Origin of the sequence: Xanthomonas sp. BRIP62411 (assembly GCF_003993525.1) — a bacterium.
GTDB lineage: Bacteria > Pseudomonadota > Gammaproteobacteria > Xanthomonadales > Xanthomonadaceae > Xanthomonas > Xanthomonas euroxanthea.
This window is the reverse complement of the sequence record NZ_QEZI01000018.1, coordinates 96,814-115,352: the sequence shown is the minus strand read 5'-3', so window position 1 is coordinate 115,352 and position 18,539 is coordinate 96,814. Positions and strand designations below refer to the sequence as shown.

At 66.4% G+C, this 18,539-nt stretch carries 10 protein-coding genes; 8 read left to right on the top strand and 2 right to left on the bottom strand.

Features of this window, described 5'->3' with window-relative positions:
- The first annotated feature begins 5 nt into the window (after positions 1 to 5).
- The 6 genes from EO139_RS15270 (at position 6) to EO139_RS15245 (ending at position 13,715) form a co-directional block, all read left to right on the top strand.
- Positions 6 to 3,257 (top strand): error-prone DNA polymerase, encoded by a 3,252-nt coding sequence (locus EO139_RS15270; protein ID WP_164739874.1) that lies wholly within the window; start codon positions 6 to 8, stop codon positions 3,255 to 3,257.
- A 271-nt stretch (positions 3,258 to 3,528) separates the two neighbouring features.
- Positions 3,529 to 5,499, top strand: a complete 1,971-nt coding sequence (locus EO139_RS15265) for an oligopeptide transporter, OPT family (RefSeq protein ID WP_104582397.1) — start codon at positions 3,529 to 3,531, stop codon at positions 5,497 to 5,499.
- A gap of 828 nt (positions 5,500 to 6,327) precedes the next feature.
- Positions 6,328 to 7,170: a transporter gene (locus tag EO139_RS15260; RefSeq protein WP_126971476.1), complete on the top strand. Its 843-nt coding sequence runs from the start codon at positions 6,328 to 6,330 to the stop codon at positions 7,168 to 7,170.
- Between the two features lie 301 nt (positions 7,171 to 7,471).
- Positions 7,472 to 9,898 (top strand): glucose/quinate/shikimate family membrane-bound PQQ-dependent dehydrogenase, encoded by a 2,427-nt coding sequence (locus EO139_RS15255; protein WP_241235972.1) that lies wholly within the window; start codon positions 7,472 to 7,474, stop codon positions 9,896 to 9,898.
- 234 nt (positions 9,899 to 10,132) lie between these two features.
- Entirely contained in the window at positions 10,133 to 11,419 is a 1,287-nt protein-coding gene (locus EO139_RS15250) for a carbohydrate porin (RefSeq protein WP_126971318.1), read from the top strand.
- A gap of 175 nt (positions 11,420 to 11,594) precedes the next feature.
- Complete coding sequence (locus EO139_RS15245) at positions 11,595 to 13,715, top strand: S9 family peptidase (protein WP_126971316.1); 2,121 nt, start codon at positions 11,595 to 11,597, stop codon at positions 13,713 to 13,715.
- Positions 13,716 to 13,813: 98 nt separating this feature from the next.
- Here the strand turns inward: EO139_RS15245 and EO139_RS15240 are convergent, their stop codons facing one another.
- Positions 13,814 to 14,218: a hypothetical protein gene (locus EO139_RS15240; protein WP_208413834.1), complete on the bottom strand. Its 405-nt coding sequence runs from the start codon at positions 14,216 to 14,218 to the stop codon at positions 13,814 to 13,816.
- A gap of 321 nt (positions 14,219 to 14,539) precedes the next feature.
- On the opposite strand from EO139_RS15240, the gene EO139_RS15235 reads away from it, so the two are divergent.
- Together EO139_RS15235 and EO139_RS15230 are read left to right on the top strand one after the other, a co-directional pair.
- Positions 14,540 to 15,007 (top strand): hypothetical protein, encoded by a 468-nt coding sequence (locus tag EO139_RS15235; protein ID WP_126971314.1) that lies wholly within the window; start codon positions 14,540 to 14,542, stop codon positions 15,005 to 15,007.
- A gap of 130 nt (positions 15,008 to 15,137) precedes the next feature.
- Positions 15,138 to 15,863, top strand: a complete 726-nt coding sequence (locus EO139_RS15230; RefSeq protein WP_104582401.1) for an AraC family transcriptional regulator — start codon at positions 15,138 to 15,140, stop codon at positions 15,861 to 15,863.
- Between the two features lie 535 nt (positions 15,864 to 16,398).
- Here the strand turns inward: EO139_RS15230 and EO139_RS15220 are convergent.
- Positions 16,399 to 18,507, bottom strand: a complete 2,109-nt coding sequence (locus EO139_RS15220; RefSeq protein WP_104649749.1) for a catalase — start codon at positions 18,505 to 18,507, stop codon at positions 16,399 to 16,401.
- Positions 18,508 to 18,539: the final 32 nt, after the last annotated feature.

The window sequence follows — 18,539 nt, the reverse complement described above, 5'->3', positions numbered from 1 at the left end:
CGCGCATGAGCTGGGATGACGCCGTCGATGGTGTGGACCGCGATACGCCCGGTGGGCGCATGCCGCGCGGCTGGACGGTCGCCGCGCGCTTGCGCGCGGCAAACGACGATATCGCCCATGCCATGGTTGCCGATGGGCTGCCCGCGTATGCCGAGCTGCACTGCCTGTCGGACTTCTCGTTCCTGCGTGGCGCCTCCAGCGCGGAGCAGTTGTTCGCGCGCGCGCAACACTGCGGCTACAGCGCCCTGGCAATCACCGACGAGTGTTCGCTGGCCGGCATCGTGCGCGGGCTGGAAGCCTCGCGCGCCACCGGCGTGCGCCTGATCGTCGGCAGCGAGTTCACCCTGGTCGATGGCACCCGCTTCGTCCTGCTGGTGGAAAACGCGCACGGCTATCCGCAGCTGTGCGCGCTGATCACCACCGCGCGGCGTGCGGCAAGCAAGGGCGCCTATCGGCTGGGGCGTGCCGAGGTGGAGGCACAGTTTCGCGGCGTGGAGCCCGGCGTGTTCGCAGTGTGGTTGCCCGGTGCGCAGCCGCAGGCCGGGCAGGGCACCTGGTTGCAGCAGGTGTTCGGCGCGCGTGCATTCCTGGCGGTGGAGCTGCATCGCGAACAGGACGATGCGGCGCGCTTGCTTGCCCTGCAGGTGCTGGCGCAACAACTGGGCATGAGCGCACTGGCCAGCGGCGATGTGCACATGGCGCAGCGGCGCGAGCGCATCGTGCAGGACACCCTGACCGCCATCCGCCACAGCTTGCCGTTGGCCGAGTGCGGCGCGCATCTGTTCCGCAACGGCGAGCGCCATCTGCGCACGCGGCGGGCCTTGGGCAACATCTACCCGGATGCGCTGCTGCAGGCCGCCGTGGACCTGGCGCAGCGCTGCAGCTTCGATATTTCCAGGCTTGAATACACCTATCCGCGCGAACTGGTGCCGGAAGGACATACGCCGGCGAGTTATCTGCGACAGCTCACCGAAGAGGGGATGCGTGAGCGGTGGCCGGCTGGAACGCCGGCAAAGGTACGCGCCGTCATCGAGAAGGAACTGGCGCTGATCGCGCACAAGAAGTACGAGGCGTTCTTTCTCACCGTGCAGGACGTGGTGCAGTTCGCACGGTCGAAGAAGATTCTCTGCCAGGGCCGTGGCTCATCGGCCAACTCGGCGGTGTGCTATGCGTTGGGCATCACCGCGGTCAACCCGGATGAAACGCGTCTGTTGATGGCGCGTTTTCTCTCCGAACAACGCAACGAACCACCGGACATCGACGTCGATTTCGAGCACGAACGCCGCGAGGAGGTGCTGCAGTACGTCTACAACAAATACGGGCGTGAACGCGCGGCGTTGGCCGCCACCGTGATCTGCTATCGCGGCAAGAGCGCCGTGCGCGACGTGGCCAAGGCCTTCGGCCTGCCGCCGGACCAGATCGCGCTGCTGGCCAATTGCTACGGCTGGGGCAATGGCGAAACGCCCATGGAACAGCGCATCGAAGAGGCCGGGTTCGATCTGGCCAACCCGCTGATCAACAAGATCCTCGTCGTCACCGAACACCTGCGCGATCACCCGCGCCATCTGTCGCAGCATGTGGGCGGATTCGTCATCTCCGATGAACCTTTGTCGCTGCTGGTGCCGGTGGAAAACGCAGCCATGGCCGACCGCACCATCATCCAGTGGGACAAGGACGACCTGGAAACGATGAAGCTGCTCAAGGTCGATTGCCTGGCGCTGGGCATGCTGACCTGCATCCGCAAGACGCTGGAGCTGGTGCGCGGGCATCGCGGGCGCGATTACAGCATCGCCACGCTGCCGGGCGAGGATGCGCCGACCTACAAGATGATCCAGCGCGCCGATACCGTGGGCGTATTCCAGATCGAATCGCGCGCGCAGATGGCGATGCTGCCGCGGCTCAAACCTGCGGTGTTCTACGACCTGGTGATCGAAGTGGCGATCGTGCGCCCCGGCCCGATCCAGGGCGATATGGTGCATCCGTATCTGCGCAGGCGGCAGGGCCGCGAGGAGGTGAACTATCCCTCGCCGGAGGTGGAGGACATCCTCAAGCCGACGCTCGGTGTGCCGCTGTTCCAGGAACAGGTGATGGAACTGCTGATGCACGCTGCCGATTACACCGAGAGCGAAGCGGACAATCTACGTCGCTCGATGGCGGCCTGGCGGCGCGGCGGCGATATGGAACAGCACCGTACGCGGGTGCGTGAGCGCATGCAGGGCAAAGGCTACGCCTCCACCTTCATCGACCAGATCTTCGAGCAGATCAAGGGCTTCGGTTCCTACGGCTTCCCGCAAAGCCACGCCGCCTCGTTCGCCAAGCTTGTCTACGCCAGCTGCTGGCTCAAGCGCCACGAGCCGGCGGCCTTCGCCTGCGGGCTGCTCAATGCGCAGCCGATGGGTTTCTACTCGGCCAGCCAGATCGTGCAGGACGCGCGCCGCGGCAGTGCCGAGCGCGCGCGCGTGGAGGTATTGCCGGTGGATGTGCTGCACAGCGATTGGGACAACACGCTGGTCGGGGGCCGGCCCTGGCGCAGTGACCAAGACCCCGGCGAACAACCGGCGATCCGGCTGGGCATGCGCCAGGTTGCCGGGTTATCGGAGGTGGTAGCCAATCGCATTGTCGCCGCGCGCGCGCAGCGGGCCTTCGCCGATATCGGCGATCTGTGCCTGCGCGCCGCACTCGACGAAAAGACGCGCCTGGCATTGGCCGAAGCTGGCGCCCTGCAGGGCATGGTCGGCAACCGCAATGCCGCGCGCTGGGCGATGGCCGGCGTGGAAGCACGCCGGCCGCTGCTGCCGGGCAGCCCGCAGGAACGCGAGGTGGAGTTTGAAGCACCGCGCGCAGGCGAGGAGATCCTGGCCGATTACCGTTCGGTCGGCCTGAGTCTGCGCCAGCATCCGATGGCGCTGCTGCGCCCGCAGATGCGGCAGCGGCGCATCCTCGGCCTGCGCGAATTGCAGGGCCGCCGCCACGGCAGCGGCGTGCATGTCGCCGGCCTGGTCACCCAGCGCCAGCGCCCGGCCACTGCCAAGGGCACCATCTTCGTCACCCTGGAAGACGAGCACGGCATGATCAACGTCATCGTCTGGTCGCACCTGGCGCTGCGCCGCCGCCGCGCACTGCTGGAATCGCGCCTGCTGGCCGTGCGTGGCCGCTGGGAACGCGTGGACGGCGTGGAGCACCTGATCGCCGGCGACCTGCACGACCTCAGCGACCTGCTCGGCGACATGCAGCTGCCCTCGCGCGATTTTCATTGAGCCAGTGTGGCTGGCGCACCTGCTGCGGCGAACGGCCGCGCCAACGCTGCCAGCGTCGGTGCAGCAGCCGACGCATCGTCACCGGTAGAAGATCCCCGATATGACGATGCAGCCGCTGGCACGCGTTGATGTACGCCTGCCGCCCTGTTGGACACACCTTCAGGCATTCCAGTCGCCACATCACGCACACTGTCACGCCGCGGCGCAGCTGGACGGAACCCTGCGTAGGCGCTAGCGTGGTGCGGATTTTTTGCCACAGGGGAACTGCCCAATGAGCCATGACGCGCAACCGCGCCAGCTCACCTTCCGCGCCGTCGTGCTGGCCATCGTGCTGGCGGTGGTGCTTTCGGCCGCCAACGCCTATCTGGGCCTGTTTGCCGGCCTGACCATCGCCACCGCCATTCCGGCCGCGGTCGTCTCGATGGGCGTGCTGCGCCTGCTCGGCGGCGGCACCATTCTGGAAAACAACATCGTCCAGACCGGTGCCTCGGCCGGTTCGTCGATCGCGGCCGGGGTGATCTTCACCATTCCCGCGCTGGTGATCATGGGCTATTGGCCGGACTTCAAGTACTGGTGGGTGCTCGGTATCGCCGGCATGGGTGGGTTGCTCGGGGTGCTGTTCTCGGTGCCGCTGCGGCGCTCGATGATCGTCGAAGACCCGCTGCCGTTCCCCGAAGGCAAGGCCGCGGCCGAGGTGCTCAAGGCCGGCGAGAATCCCGGTCCGGGCCTGAAGATCCTGGCCATGTCCGGCGCCATCGGTGCGCTGGTCAAGCTGGGTGCGGCCAGCGGCCTGCGGGTGATCCCGGACACCTGGGCGCAGGCCACCTACCTGGGCAGCAGCCGCCTGGTCGGCTATCTGGGTACCAACCTGTCGCCGGCGCTGCTGGGCGTGGGCTACATCGTCGGGCTGAATGTCGGCATCGTGGTGCTGTCCGGGTCGATCCTGTCCTGGCATATCGCCATTCCGCTGTACCAGCAGTTCTTCATGGGCAGCGACCCGGCACTGGCGCAAAGCCTGGTCGGCGCGCCGGCGGCCGATACGGCATTCGGCATCTGGGGCGCGAAGATCCGTTACCTCGGTGTCGGCGCGATGCTGATCGGCGGCGTGTGGACGCTGTTCTCGCTGCGTAAATCGCTGTTGTCCGGGGTCAAGAGCGGCTTCGCCGCTGCGCGCAAGAGCGGTGGCGGTGTGGTTGCCGAGACCGAACGCGACCTGCCGATGAAGTGGATGCTGGTGGCGCTGGTGCTGTGCACCCTGCCGCTGCTGGGCCTGTACCAGGCAATCGTGCAGCAGTGGCACGTTTCGATCCCGATGACCATCATCATGATCGTGGCCGGCTTCCTGTTCGTGTCGGTGTCCGGCTATTTGGCCGGCTTGATCGGTTCGTCCAACAATCCGGTCTCGGGTATCACCATCTCCACCATCCTGTTCGCCTCGGCAGTGCTGGTGCTGCTGCTGGGCAAGGATGGCCTGGTGCCGGTCGGCATCGGCGCCGCGCCTTTGGGTGCGGTGGCGGCGATCATGATCGGCGCGGTGGTGTGCTGCGCGGCAGCGGTGGGCGGCGACAACCTGCAGGATCTCAAGGCCGGTTATCTGGTCGGCGCCACGCCGTGGAAGCAGCAACTGATGCTGGGCATCGGCGCGTTTTCCTGCGCGCTGATCATGGCGCCGGTGCTGAACCTGCTCGCGCAGGCCTACGGCATCGGCCCGGCTACCCCGCAGCATCCAAATTCGCTCGCTGCGCCGCAGGCCACGCTGATGGCCTCGGTCGCCAAGGGCCTGTTCGGTGGGCAGTTGCCATGGTCGATGATTGCCATCGGTGCCGGCGTGGGCGCGGCGATCATCGCGCTGGACGAATGGCTGAAGAAGACCGGCAAGCGCTTCCGCGTGCCGGTGCTGGCGGCGGCGATCGGTATCTACCTGCCGCTGGAGCTGATGGTGCCGATCTTCATTGGCGGCCTGATCGCGCATCTGGTGGAACGCTTCCACAAGATCCGCGCCGACGACGAGGAAGGCCGCGACCGCGTGCACCGCCCGGGCGTGCTGTTCGCCGCCGGCCTGATCACCGGCGAGGCGTTGATGGGGATCGCCATCGCGGTGCCGATCGTGCTGTCCAGCCGTGCCGATGTGCTGGCGTTGCCGGCCAGCCTGCAGCTCAACCAGTGGTTCGGCCTGGCGATCCTTGCCCTGGTCGGCTGGCTGCTGTACCGCGTTGGCAAGCGCGGCGAACAGACCGCCTGAGGGTGACGCTTCACTAAGGCATACGCCTGCGCTGCCTCTGGACGGACACGCATCGCCGGATGCGTGTCCGTTTTTTGTTGTGGCATTGACCGGATTGCCGCGGTTCTGATTGCCTCGCAAGAGGCGCGGTTCGAATGCGGCCCTGCTGCCGAGCGCGCAAGTGCAGCAGCATGCCGGCACGGCACGGTGCACCGAATCGGCGCTGCGACCGCACAGCGGCATATTCAATTCAAACATCCCTGCAAGCTCGTGCATTGCTGCCGTGAGCAGATCTGCCTTGTCGATGCAGGGCAACGACATCGGCGCGCCCGGCTGACCTGCTGATCGGCCGACACGCGCGCAGCTGCAATCCGGCGACGCCTTACGCGCCTGCGCTCAGGCAACGCACGCCCAACGCCCAGGTCATCGCGTCTGCACCACCGCAGCGCCTTTGCGCCGGCTTTACGCCCTGCGCAGGCCGCGTGCATAGCGACTTTATGCCGCTGCTCCGTATCGTGCCGTCTCCCGCACCGATGGGTGCACCACGGCGACCGCATGCCTCGATCGATCCCGATGACGCGCCACCGCGCACGTCCTCGCACCGCGTAACCCCATCCACGATGGGCGTGGAAAAGCGACTCACATCACGCTGTGCGACATCCGCACACTGTTGAGGCCGCTTTTGTCACCGACGGCGTCTTCAGGCCCGCCGACGCCTATAAGATCGATTGGCAACACGCCGCCATCAGGCGGCCATGCAGTCGTTCGACATCCACGCGCATTCCCCCTCCCCAACGCTGACCGTTCACGCGAGCTGTCCAGCGTCTTGCCATGGAAACCACTGCAATGCTGACTGCCATCTCCCACCGCTCCACCCGCGCACGACGCGTTCCCTTGTTGAGCCTCGCCCTGGCCGGCGTGCTGAGCAGCCTCGCGCTGCAGGCACAGGCACAAGAGGCCACCGAAGCGGCGCTGTGCACCGATCGCCCGACCAAGGCCAATTCCACCTGTACCGTGCCAACCGGCGCCTGGCAGCTGGAGACCGATATCGGCAGCTACACCCGCGACAGCCAGCCCGCCACCCGCATCGAAACGGCGTACTTCACCAATCCCACGCTCAAATACGGCGTCAGCGACCGCATCGATCTGCAGCTGAACTGGGCACCGCAGCTGCAGGTCAAGACCACCGACCGCGCCACCGGCGCGCGCAGCAGCCTGAGCGGCGGCGGCGATATCTTCCTGCGCATGAAGGCGCGTTTCTACGAAAGCGATACCGCCAGCGTGGCGTTGCTGCCGTTCGTCAAGGCACCGACCGCGCGCACCGGCCTGGGCAACGACGAGTGGGAAGGCGGCGTCGCCTTGCCGATCAATTTCGTGCTGCCCAACAGTTTCTCGCTGACCTTCGGGCCCGAGGTGGATTGGTTGGCCGACAGCGATGGCAGCGGCAAGCATGTCGCCATCGTCAACGCGATCAATCTGGCGCATCCGCTCACCGCAAAGTTGTCGATGGCGGTGGAAGTGTGGTCGTCGATCAACCGCGACCCGGCGCAGACCATCGAGCAGTATTCGGCCGACATCGCCGCTGCGTATCTGCTCAATCCGCTGCTGCAGCTGGATGTGGGCGCCAACTTCGGCCTCAACGACCGCACCCCGGACGCGCAGGTGTATGTGGGCATGTCGCACCGCTTCTGAGGCGCGCAGCGCGCGCTGCGCACACAAAAGCCGCTGCGGTCCGCGCCTGTGCGGACTGCAGTGTTCTGCAGGCAACCGCTTCAGATATGTAATAAATGCCCGGTGCGGTGCGACACTATGTCGTCAGTCTGCCGGGCATGCCGGTGCCGGTCCCACCAGCGGTACGTGGGCCGGGGAGGGGAGTGACGGAAAGTGGGCAGTGATGCTGCCTCTACTGGCCGCCGTGCGGGCACCTTGCAGCATCCAGATCGGAATGCCGGGCGCGGTGCAGGGCGGAATCTCCTGATCGAGGTGTTGCAACGTGGAAACGAAATCGAAGTTGCCGGTCCCGGGCCGGGCATTGCTGCTGGTGCTGGGCATGCTGATTGCGCTGGTGGGGCTGATTTTTCTGCTGGGTGGCGCAAGGTTGGCCAGCCTGGGCGGCAGCTGGTATTTCCTGCTGATGGGCCTGGCGACCGCCGTGGCCGGCGTGCTGATCGTGCTGCGTCGGCCGGCCGGTGCGCTGGTGTACGGCGCCGCCTTCGTGCTGACGCTGGTCTGGGCGCTGTGGGATGCGGGGCTGGAGTTCTGGCCGCTGATCTCGCGGCTGATGCTGCCTGCGGCGTTCGCCGTGCTGGTGGCGCTGGCCTGGCCGGCGCTGCGGCGTAGCCGGGCCTTGCCGGCCGGGCGTACTGCCTATGGCGTGGCAACGGTGCTGGCGCTGGCGGTCGTGGCCGGTATCGGCGGCATGTTCGTGCCGCATCCGCCGGTGGCAGGCGAGCACGGGCCCGGCATGACGGCGGTGCAGCCGGCAAGCGCGCAACGGAACTGGTCCGCCTACGGCAATACCGATGGCGGCAGCCGCTTCGCTGCGCTGGACCAGATCAACCGCAGTAATGTCGACCAGCTGCAGGTCGCCTGGACCTACCACACCGGCGAGATCGCCAACAGCGACGGCAACGGTGCCGAAGACCAGTTGACCCCGCTGCAGGTGGGCGAGACCGTGTTCCTGTGCACACCGCACAACAATCTGATTGCGCTCGACGCCAGCACCGGCAAGCAGCTGTGGCGGCGCGAGATCAATGCGACCTCGTCGGTGTGGCAGCGCTGCCGTGGCCTGGGCTACTTCGATGCCGATACCGCGTTGCCGACGCCGAGCGTGGCCAACCCCTCGCCGATCACCGCAGTGACGGTGGCGCAGGATGCCAACTGCCGTCGCCGCCTGTTCACCAACACCATCGATGGTCGCCTGATCGCGGTGGATGCGGACACCGGTGCGTTCTGCCAGGGCTTCGGCAGCAACGGCCAGGTCGATCTCAAGGCCGGCCTGGGCGCTGCGCCGGATCCGTTCTACCAACTGACCTCGCCGCCACTGGTGGCCGGCACCACCGTGGTGGTGGGCGGACGCGTGGCCGACAACGTGCAGACCGACATGCCCGGTGGCGTGGTGCGCGGTTTCGATGTGGTCACCGGCGCGCAGCGCTGGGCCTTCGACCCGGGCAATCCGCACGATCGCCAGGCGCCGGCCGCCGGCAGCAGCTATGTGCGCAGCACGCCGAACGTGTGGGCACCGATGTCCTACGACGCGGCGATGAACACCGTGTTCCTGCCGCTGGGCGGGCCATCGACCGATCTGTACGGCGCCGAGCGCACCGCGCTCGATCACCGTTACGGCGCCTCGGTGCTGGCGCTGGATGCCACCACCGGTGCGGAGAAGTGGGTCTACCAGACCGTGCACAACGATCTGTGGGACTTCGACCTGCCGATGCAGCCCAGCCTGATCGACTTCCCCAACCGGGACGGCAGCCACACCCCGGCCGTGGTCATCGGCACCAAGGCCGGGCAGATCTACGTGCTCGATCGCGCCACCGGCAAGCCGCTGACCGAGGTCAGGGAAGTGCCGGTGAAAGGCTCGGATATCGCGCACGAGCAGTACGCGCCGACCCAGCCGCTGTCGGTCGGCATGCCGCAGATCGGCACTAAGCACCTGACCGAATCGGATATGTGGGGCGCCACTGCGATCGACCAGATGCTGTGCCGCATCGCGTTCAAGCAGATGCGGTATGAAGGCCTGTACACCGCGCCGGGCACCGATGTGTCGCTGAGCTTTCCCGGCTCGCTGGGCGGCATGAACTGGGGTGGCCTGTCGACCGACCCGGTGCATGACGTCATCTTCGCCAACGACATGCGCCTGGGTTTGTGGGTGCAGATGATTCCTGCCGACACCCGCAAGGCCGAGGCGTCCGGTGGTGGCGAGGCAGTCAATACCGGCATGGGCGCCGTGCCGCTGAAGGGCACGCCGTATGCGGTCAACAAGAACCGCTTCCTGTCGGCGCTGGGCATTCCATGCCAGGCGCCGCCGTACGGCACGCTCAGCGCGATCGACCTCAAGACGCGCAGCATCGCCTGGCAGGTGCCGGTGGGGACGGTGCAGGACACCGGCCCGTTCGGCATCAAGATGCATCTGCCGATCCCGATCGGCATGCCGACGCTGGGTGGCACGCTGTCCACGCAGGGCGGGCTCGTGTTCATCGCCGGCACCCAGGATTACTACCTGCGCGCGTTCGACAGCGGCACCGGCAAGGAGCTCTGGAAGGGCCGCCTGCCGGTCGGCAGTCAGGGCGGGCCGATGACCTACGTCTCGCACAAGACCGGCAAACAGTACGTGGTGATCAGTGCCGGCGGTGCGCGGCAGTCGCCCGATCGTGGCGATAACGTCATCGCCTACACCTTGCCCGACGCGCACTGACCCACCGCCCACGCAGGACCATGCAGGCATCTGCCTCGCGTGGTCCTGGAGCGGCCAACACACCGCGCGCGCCTGACGGCTGCGCACCGGCGTGTCAGCCGCGCTTGGCGCAACCCGACGGCCGGATGCCTGGCGCATCCGGCCAACGGTCCCGTTACCGCAGCGGCGCCCGGGCATCACCGCCCTGCATTGCCACCGCCGGCGGTGCACGCTGCCCCGACTCAGAGAACCACGATGCATCGTCTGACTTTTTTCCCGCGCCGTAGTGCGCTGGGCTACGCCTTGCTGCTGGCACTGCCGGCCACCGCAGTCGCCGCGGGCGACACCACGCTGACCGGCGACTGGGGCGGGCGTCGGTCCGCCTGGGCCGAGCACGGAGTGAGCGTTCGCGGCGACTACGTGTCCGAGACGTTCGGCGTGGTGGACGGCGGCTACGAAAAAAACAGTGCGCGCTATGCGCAGCAACTGCGGGTGGGCGTGGATCTGGACATGGCCAAACTCGCCGGCTGGGACGGTGGCAACCTGCATGTCACCATCAATGACCGCCGCGGCCGCAGCACTTCCGCCGACCTAGTGGGCAACCGCTTCCCCATCCAGGAAGTGTACGGCGGCCAGTACACCCGCCTGAGTGAGTTCAGCTACGACCGCAGCTTCCACCAGGGCGGCACGTATCTGAAACTGGGCTTCTATGCGATGGGCAACCAGTTTGCCTCGCACACGCTGCTGGTGAACTTCGTCAATGCCGCGTTCTGCGCGCATCCGCTGGCGTTTTCGGCCAACAGTGGCTGGTACAACTACCCGGCCGCGCGCTGGGGCATCGAAGGGGCGCAGCAGCTGACCCCGCAGCTCAACCTGCATGCCGGCTGGTTCCAGGTCAATCCGAATCTGGGCTTCGGCGCCCGCGACACCTACGCGTTCAAGCCGTTCGCCAGCGGCACCACCGGTGCGATCTTCCCGCTCGAATTCACCTGGAAGCCGGCCGCCTCGCGCTATCCGGGCGTGTACAAGTTCGGTGGCTATTACGACTCCTCGACGGTCGCCAGGCGTGGGCTGGATACCAGCCGCAGCACCGGACGCGACGGCGCCTATCTGCTGGTCGAACAAAAGCTGGTCACTCCCGGAGCGGACGCCAGCATCGGCCTGACCGGATTCGCCCAGTTCATGGCCAGCGACCACGACAGTGCGTTGATGACACGCTGGTATTCGGTCGGTGGGGTGTACCAGGGCATTGGCGCACGCACGCAGGACCGCATCGCCCTGGGTTATGTGGCCGGCCGGATCAATCATCGGCTGCTCGATGCACGCCGCGCCGAGTCGATCGATGCCGGCGTGCCGGCCGATTCGCCACTGGTCGGCCTGAGCGCTGCCGAGGAGCTCTACGAGCTCGCCTATAGCGCGCAGCTCACGCCGTGGCTGATGCTGCGCCCGGACGTGCAATACATCGTCAACCCCGGAACCTACGCCTATACCCGCACGCACAACGCACTGGTGGTCGGGCTGCAGGCCAAGCTCACGTTCTGAGCGCCACCTGCGCTGCAGCGTAGGGCGCCGTTGCCGACCTCCAATGCGCACGGCGCGCATCGGGCCGCTACCGGGCGCAGCAACGTGCTACACCTGCGCGCGCATGACCTCCTACCTTTGCGCGTGCGCTGCAGCAACGCCTACCATCGACGTTTTGCCGTTGCGGGAACTCTCGATGAAGCTGCGTCACGCCGTATTGCCCCTGTGTTTGCTGGCTGCCTTGCCAAGTCTTGCCGCCGCGCGCGGATTCGATGTGCGCGACATGGTCGCGCTGGACCGGGTGTCCTCGCCCACGCTCAGCCCCGACGGCAGCGTGCTGGTGTTTGCCAAGCGGCAGGCCAAGAGCAGCAACGGCAAGCCGTCCACCGGCCTGTGGACGCGCAACCTGCGTACCCGCGATGCAGCGCCGCCCAGGCGGCTCACGCCCGACGGCTGGAACGTCAACAGCCCGGCGCTGTCGCCGGACGGCAAGACGGTGTATTTCCTCAGCAGTAAATCCGGCACGCAGCAGTTGTACGCACAGCCGATGACTGGCGGCACGCCGCAGCAAGTGACCGCGTTCGCAGTGGATGTGGACAGCTACAAGCTCTCGCCCGATGGCAAGCGCATCGCCTTCAGTGCCGGCGTGTTCCAGGACTGCGGCTCGGACCTGGCGTGCACCAAGACCAAACTCGCCAGCGTCAAGAACGCCAAGGCCAGCGGCGTGGTCTACGACCAGTTGTTCGTGCGGCACTGGGATACCTGGAACGACGGCCGCCGCAATACGCTGTTCGTCGCCGAGCTGCCGGCTGCCGGCGCCAAGGCCGTGGTCGGCGCCTCGGCGATCAGCGCCACGCTGGCCGGCGATGCGCCGTCCAAGCCGTTCGGCGGCAACGACGATTACACCTGGTCGCCCGATGGTGCCAGCGTGGTGGCCAGCGTGCGCATCCCGCAGCCACATGGCCCGGAAGCGGGCAAGAACGCCAAGGCCGCCGCCAAGCCCACCGGCAACGACGAGCCGTGGCAGACCAACTTCGACCTGTACCGCCTGGATGCGGCCGGCAAGGCAGCGCCGGTCAACCTGACCGCGGCCAACCCGGCCTGGGATGCCGGCCCGGTGTTCAGCAGCGACGGCAGGACGCTGTACTACCGCGCGATGAAGCGCCCCGGATTCGAAGCCGACCGCTTCGGCCTGATGGCGATGGACGTGGCCAGCGGCAAGACGCGCGAGATCGCGCCCAAGTGGGACCGCTCGGCTGGCGAGATCGTGTTGAGCGATGACGGCACCAGCATCTACACCAGCGCCGACGACCTCGGCGAGCATCCGTTGTTCAAGATCGACATCGCCACCGGCACCCCGACCAAACTGGTCGGCGAGGGCGTTGTGCATGCACCGACGCTGGCCGGCACCACGCTGGCGTTCACCCGCAACTCGCTCAAGAGCGGCGACCAGGTCTTTGTCAGCGATGTGCAGGGCCAGGGCCTGCGTGCGATCACCCAGAGCGCCGGCGAGCTGCTGCCGGACGTGCAGTTCGGCGACTATGAGCAGTTCCAGTTCAAGGGCTGGAACAACGACACCGTGCACGGCTACGTGGTCAAGCCGTACAACTACCAGGAAGGCAAGACCTACCCGGTGGCATTCCTGATCCACGGCGGGCCGCAGGGCAGCTTCGGCAACGGCTGGAGCAACCGCTGGAATCCGCAGACCTATGCCGGGCAGGGCTACGCGGTGGTGATGATCGACTTCCACGGCTCCACCGGCTACGGCCAGGAATTCACCGACGCGATCAGCCAGCATTGGGGCGACCGCCCGCTGGAAGACCTGCAGAAGGGCTGGGCCGCCGCGCAGAAGCAATACGGCTTCCTCAACGGCGACAAGGCCTGCGCGCTGGGCGCCAGCTACGGCGGCTACATGGTCTACTGGATGGCAGGCAACTGGAACCAGCCGTGGAAGTGCCTGGTCGACCACGACGGCGTGTTCGACAACCGCACCATGGGCTATGCCACCGAGGAACTGTGGTTCAGCGAATGGGAAAACGGCGGCACGCCGTGGCAGAACCCGGCCGGCTACGAGAAGTTCAACCCGGTGCTGCACGTGGACAAGTGGAAGGTGCCGATGCTGGTCATCCACGGCCAGCAGGATTTCCGCATCCCGGTCGAGCAGGGGCTGGCCGCGTTCACCGCGCTGCAGCGCAAGGGCATCGACTCCAAGTTCCTGTACTTCCCGGACGAGAACCACTGGGTGCTCAAGCCGGACAACAGCGTGCTGTGGCACGACACCGTCAACAGCTGGCTGAAGCAGCATATCGGCCAGTGAGGGGGCGACCGGCACGCCGCCTGGAGCGGCGTGCCGGTTGGTGGGCTGATGCAGCGTGACGGCCCGGCCTTCAGTGCTTCGACAGGCGCCGGGCTTGGTCAGTGTCGCTGCTGATCGCGCCTGGCCAACTGGCCTTCCACGATCTGCAGTATCTCCGCCACCGCGATCCCGAACGAGCCGGCATTGCCGGCGTCGAAGGCGGCTTTCCATTCTGCATAGCCCGGCAGGTAATCCTGGGTGGGCGCGGCATCGCCGACGTATTCGGCGGCGCTGCGCTCCAGGGTCTGCGCAATCACCGGGATGTGTGGCAGCGTGTCGAGGATTCCATCGGGCAATCCCGCGTGACGCACCTGGATGTCGCTGATACTCACGTGCAGGATCTGGCCGCCGTGGGGATGCACGTCGATCTGGTTGATCAGCAGCAACGGCGTCTCCGTCGCGGTGCGCCCACGGCAGCGCCAGAGCTGGCCGACCGCATAAGCGGGAGAGGTGGTATCGGGCATCGGGTACTCCACGCGCAAACCGCAATGATGCAACGCGCTCGCAAGGATGGCGACCGGGCGCGGTGCCCGCCCTGGATGGGATGGTTCGATCTCCCCCCGTCGCAAGTGCAGTCGCGCGTTGCCTGCCGGACGATATTCACAGGTAGGCGTCAAGGTCGATGACGCCTGAAGGATGAGTCCGCTTGTGGCTGATAGACTTGGCCTGGATCACTGCGCCCGGCTGAATGGCCGGCGCCAGCAGTGCCGCGGCGCACGCGCGCCATGTCAAAATAGCGATTCTTTAACTTCCCCAGTTCCCTGCAGGCCGCAAGGACCGTTCGCATGCGCACGTTGTTCCGCCCCTCATTGTGGGCGCTCGCCCTAGTCTGTAGTCCTGCCCTGAATGCCGCATCGCGGCCCACGGTGCCCGCGCGTGCGCCCGTTTCGGCACCCGCGACTGTCGCCGGTACCGACGCGGCCAGCGACCCGAGCGTGCCGCTGCCGGCCGCGCTGAAGTCCGGCATGGGCTACCGCGCGTTTGCGCAGGCGGTGATGGAGCAGGGCTGGCAACTGGTGGATCCGCTGGCCGCCGACAGCTGCATGGCCGCCGGCGATTGTGCCGTCGAGTTCATCGCGCCCGGCGGCAGTGCGCGCCTGCAGGTGCAGGTTGGCTCGCAGTCCGGTGCGGCGGTGGTCAGTGGCTGGCGCGCGCAGCAGGTGCCGTTGGATCGCATCGGCAATCCCACGGCTGCGGCGGTGGACAGCAAGGCCGCGCCGGCCGCGGCCAACGTGGCCGACAACCCGCGCTGAGCGCGGGCGGCGGCGGCTGATGCGCGCGGCGTATCATGGCGTGGCATGCGCTACGGCCTGCATCGGCGGCAGGTGTCATCGCCAGCTGCGTCTTTCCTGATCCCGAGTCCAGTCCTGCATGACGTCCTGCATGAAGAGCATCGATCCTGCCGATCTGGAAGCGTTGTTCGATGCCGTGCCGGACGTGCTGTTCTTCGTCAAGGATCGCGAGGGCCGCTATACCCACGTCAACCAGACCATGCTGCGGCGGTTGGGGCTGAAGTCGCGCAAGGACCTGATCGGCAAGCGCGTTGCCGAGGTCTATCCCAGCGGTCTGGGCACCAACTACGCCAACCAGGACGAGCAGGTGCTGGCCGGCGAAGTGATCGACAACCTGCTGGAACTGCATCTGTTCGCCAATCGCGAACCGGGCTGGTGCCTGACCTGCAAACGTCCGCTGCTGGTCGACGGCAAGGTGCAGGGCATCATCGGCATCTCGCGTGATCTGGGACCGCAGGACGGGCACGAATCGCAGTACGAAAAACTGCGGCTCGCGCTGGCGTACCTCAATGCCAACTACGCGCAGAACGTGCGCATGCAGGCACTGGTGGAGATCACCGGGTTTTCGATGTCCAAGCTGCAGCGCTCGTTCCGCAAGGTGTTCCAACTCACCCCGCAACAGGTGCTGGCCAAGCTGCGTTTGCAGATGGCGATGCACCTGCTGCACGGAAACAAGAGCCTGACCGAAATCGGGCATGCCTGCGGCTTCAGCGATCAAAGCGCCTTTGCGCGGCAATTCAAGCTGGCGGTGGGCATGACGCCACGCGAGTACCGCGCGCTGGCGAACGCTGCGCAGTTTCCCGCCGAACCGGCTTAGTGCATCCGACAGGACGACTGCTCAGTTGCTGAGTTGGTCGAGCATGGCTCCTCTGTATTGCTTGTGGGGAACTGATGCACCAGACGTGGAACCGACGCTTCATGATCAAGCGAGGAGCATCCAGCACCGCTCTTACCATGCACACCGACTAACTCGACTGGTCCTTGCCCACTCACCGTCGCGGGACCTTACGCGGCATGGATGCCGCGTAAGAGCCTACACGGACATACTTGCGGCGTGTCCTGCGACGGTAGGCGGGCAAGGGCCTTGCAGCCAAACCGCAGCCCGCGGCTCTATGCCGACCTGGCCGCGCGCGCCGACACCCCAAAGACACGACCGCGCAACGACGTAAAGACAGCCGGATTCCAAATCGCTGCGTCGTTTATGAGACGCGGCCAAAAGACGGGTTGAAGGCTGGCCGTTGCAGAGGATGCGCTGGTTTTCCGTTGATGAATTGCTGCCCGCATAAACGCCTTGGGCGCGAACGACGTAGAAGTCGTTCGCGCCCAAGCCTGTGCAGCCTATGCGGATGCGGTTACGCCAGCATGCGCACCTTCGGCTCGCGTGCCCACTGGCGGGTCTTGGCGGCAGTGATGAAGGCCTTGGTATCTGCTGCCGCGATCACGCCGGCGTCCTTGCCGACATTGCCGGCCTTCAGCAGCAGCTGCGCGCCATCGTCGAAGGCGATCGCCTTCAGATGGGCCCAGGCATTGCTGACGAAATCCAGCGCTGCCGATTCACGTGTCAGCGCCTTGGCTGCTTCCGACGACAGCAGCACCGCCACCGCATCGAACATCACCGACGGCGTGCCGGCCAGCTGACCATCGGCGGCCAGTTGCTTGCCGTCGCTGAGCTTGGCGCCGCCCAGTTTCGGCGCGACGATCTTGACCGTGGCACCAGCGGCTTCGGCGGCCTTGCGCACGGCCTTGATCGTCGCCGCGTCGGAGCCATCGTGAATCAGGATGCCCACGGTGCGGCCCTGCAAGGTGTCCTTCATCTTGCCGATCAACTGCAGGGCGGGCGACAACGGCATGTCGGTCGGAGCGACCGCCGCCGGCGGTGCCGGTGGCAATGCGGTCATCCCCATGCCATCGGCCACACGCTGCGCCAACGTCGGGTCGATGTGACGCAGGTGACCGACGATGGCTTCGCGTACGTGCGGGGTTTCCACCTTGGACAGCTCGAACACCAGCGCCGATGCCATGTGCGCCTGTTCCGGTGCGGTCTGGCTGCGGAAGAACATGCGCGCCTGGCTGTAATGATCGGCAAAGCTCTCTGCGCGCACGCGACCCTTGGCGCCGTCTTCGGCCGGAGTTGCGTGGCTGGGGAATCCACGCAGCGCCTCACGCGGCGCATCGGCCTGCAGCGAGCTGGGCTCGTAGGCGACACGGCCCTTGGGCACGCCCATCTGCATGTGGCCGTCGCGCTGGTTATTGGCGAACGGGCACTTGGGCGCATTGACCGGGATCTGGTGGAAGTTCGGTCCACCCAGACGGCTCAGCTGCGTATCCAGATACGAGAACAGGCGGCCCTGCAGCAGCGGATCGTTGCTGAAGTCGATGCCGGGCACGATGTTGGCCGGGCAATACGCCACCTGCTCGGTCTCTGCGAAGAAGTTGTCCGGCCAGCGGTCCAGTACCATGCGGCCGACGATCTGCAGCGGCACCAGTTCTTCCGGGATGACCTTGGTCGAATCCAGGTGATCGAACGGGAAGGCCTCGGCCTGCGCCTCGGTGAACAGCTGCACGCCCAGCTCCCACTCGGGGAAATCGCCGTTCTGGATCGCCTCGAACAGATCGCGACGATGGAAGTCCTGGTCGGCGCCGGCGATCTTCACCGCCTCGTCCCAGATCGTGGACTGCAGGCCGAGCTTGGGGCGCCAATGAAACTTGACGAAGGTGCTGTCGCCATTTTCATTGAGGAAACGGAAGCTGTGGATGCCGAAGCCTTCGATCATGCGCAACGAGCGCGGGATCGTGCGGTCGCTCATCGCCCACATGATCATGTGCATCGACTCGGGGCTCAGCGAGATGAAATCCCAGAAGGTGTCGTGCGCACTGGCGGCCTGCGGGAAACCGCGGTCCGGCTCCATCTTCACCGCGTGGATCAGGTCGGGGAACTTCATCGAATCCTGGATGAAGAACACTGGGATGTTGTTGCCCACCAGATCCCAGTTGCCTTCCTTGGTGTAGAACTTCACCGCGAACCCGCGCACGTCGCGCGGCGTGTCCACCGAGCCGGCGCCGCCGGCGACAGTGGAAAAACGCGTGAACAACGGGGTCTTTTCGCCGACCTCGGTAAAGATCTTGGCGGTGGTGTACTGGCTCAACGACTTGGTCAGCTCGAAATAGCCGTGCGCCGCGCTACCGCGCGCATGCACGATGCGCTCGGGAATGCGCTCGTGGTCGAAGTGGGTGATCTTCTCGCGCAGGATGAAGTCTTCCAGCAACGTCGGCCCGCGCGGCGTGGCGCGCAGCGAGTTCTGGTTGTCGCCAACCGGAATGCCCTGGTTGGTGGTCAGCTGCGGGTGCGTGCCGCCGGCCTTCTGGTGCAATTCGTCGCCCGTGCCGCGCAGCGTCTCGGGAGTTGCGCTGACAGCAGCGGTGGATGGAAGTTGCGCGGGCTTGCTGGGGGACTTGGCCATGGGGACTCCACTCTGGCGGGCTGGGATGCGGG

Coding starts and splice junctions, on each gene's coding strand:
- EO139_RS15270 (WP_164739874.1), top strand. CDS start 6: ATGAGCTGGGATGACGCCGTCGATGGTGTGGACCGCGATACGCCCGGT.
- EO139_RS15265 (WP_104582397.1), top strand. CDS start 3,529: ATGAGCCATGACGCGCAACCGCGCCAGCTCACCTTCCGCGCCGTCGTG.
- EO139_RS15250 (WP_126971318.1), top strand. CDS start 10,133: ATGCATCGTCTGACTTTTTTCCCGCGCCGTAGTGCGCTGGGCTACGCC.
- EO139_RS15245 (WP_126971316.1), top strand. CDS start 11,595: ATGAAGCTGCGTCACGCCGTATTGCCCCTGTGTTTGCTGGCTGCCTTG.
- EO139_RS15240 (WP_208413834.1), bottom strand. CDS start 14,218: ATGCCCGATACCACCTCTCCCGCTTATGCGGTCGGCCAGCTCTGGCGC.
- EO139_RS15235 (WP_126971314.1), top strand. CDS start 14,540: ATGCGCACGTTGTTCCGCCCCTCATTGTGGGCGCTCGCCCTAGTCTGT.
- EO139_RS15230 (WP_104582401.1), top strand. CDS start 15,138: ATGAAGAGCATCGATCCTGCCGATCTGGAAGCGTTGTTCGATGCCGTG.
- EO139_RS15220 (WP_104649749.1), bottom strand. CDS start 18,507: ATGGCCAAGTCCCCCAGCAAGCCCGCGCAACTTCCATCCACCGCTGCT.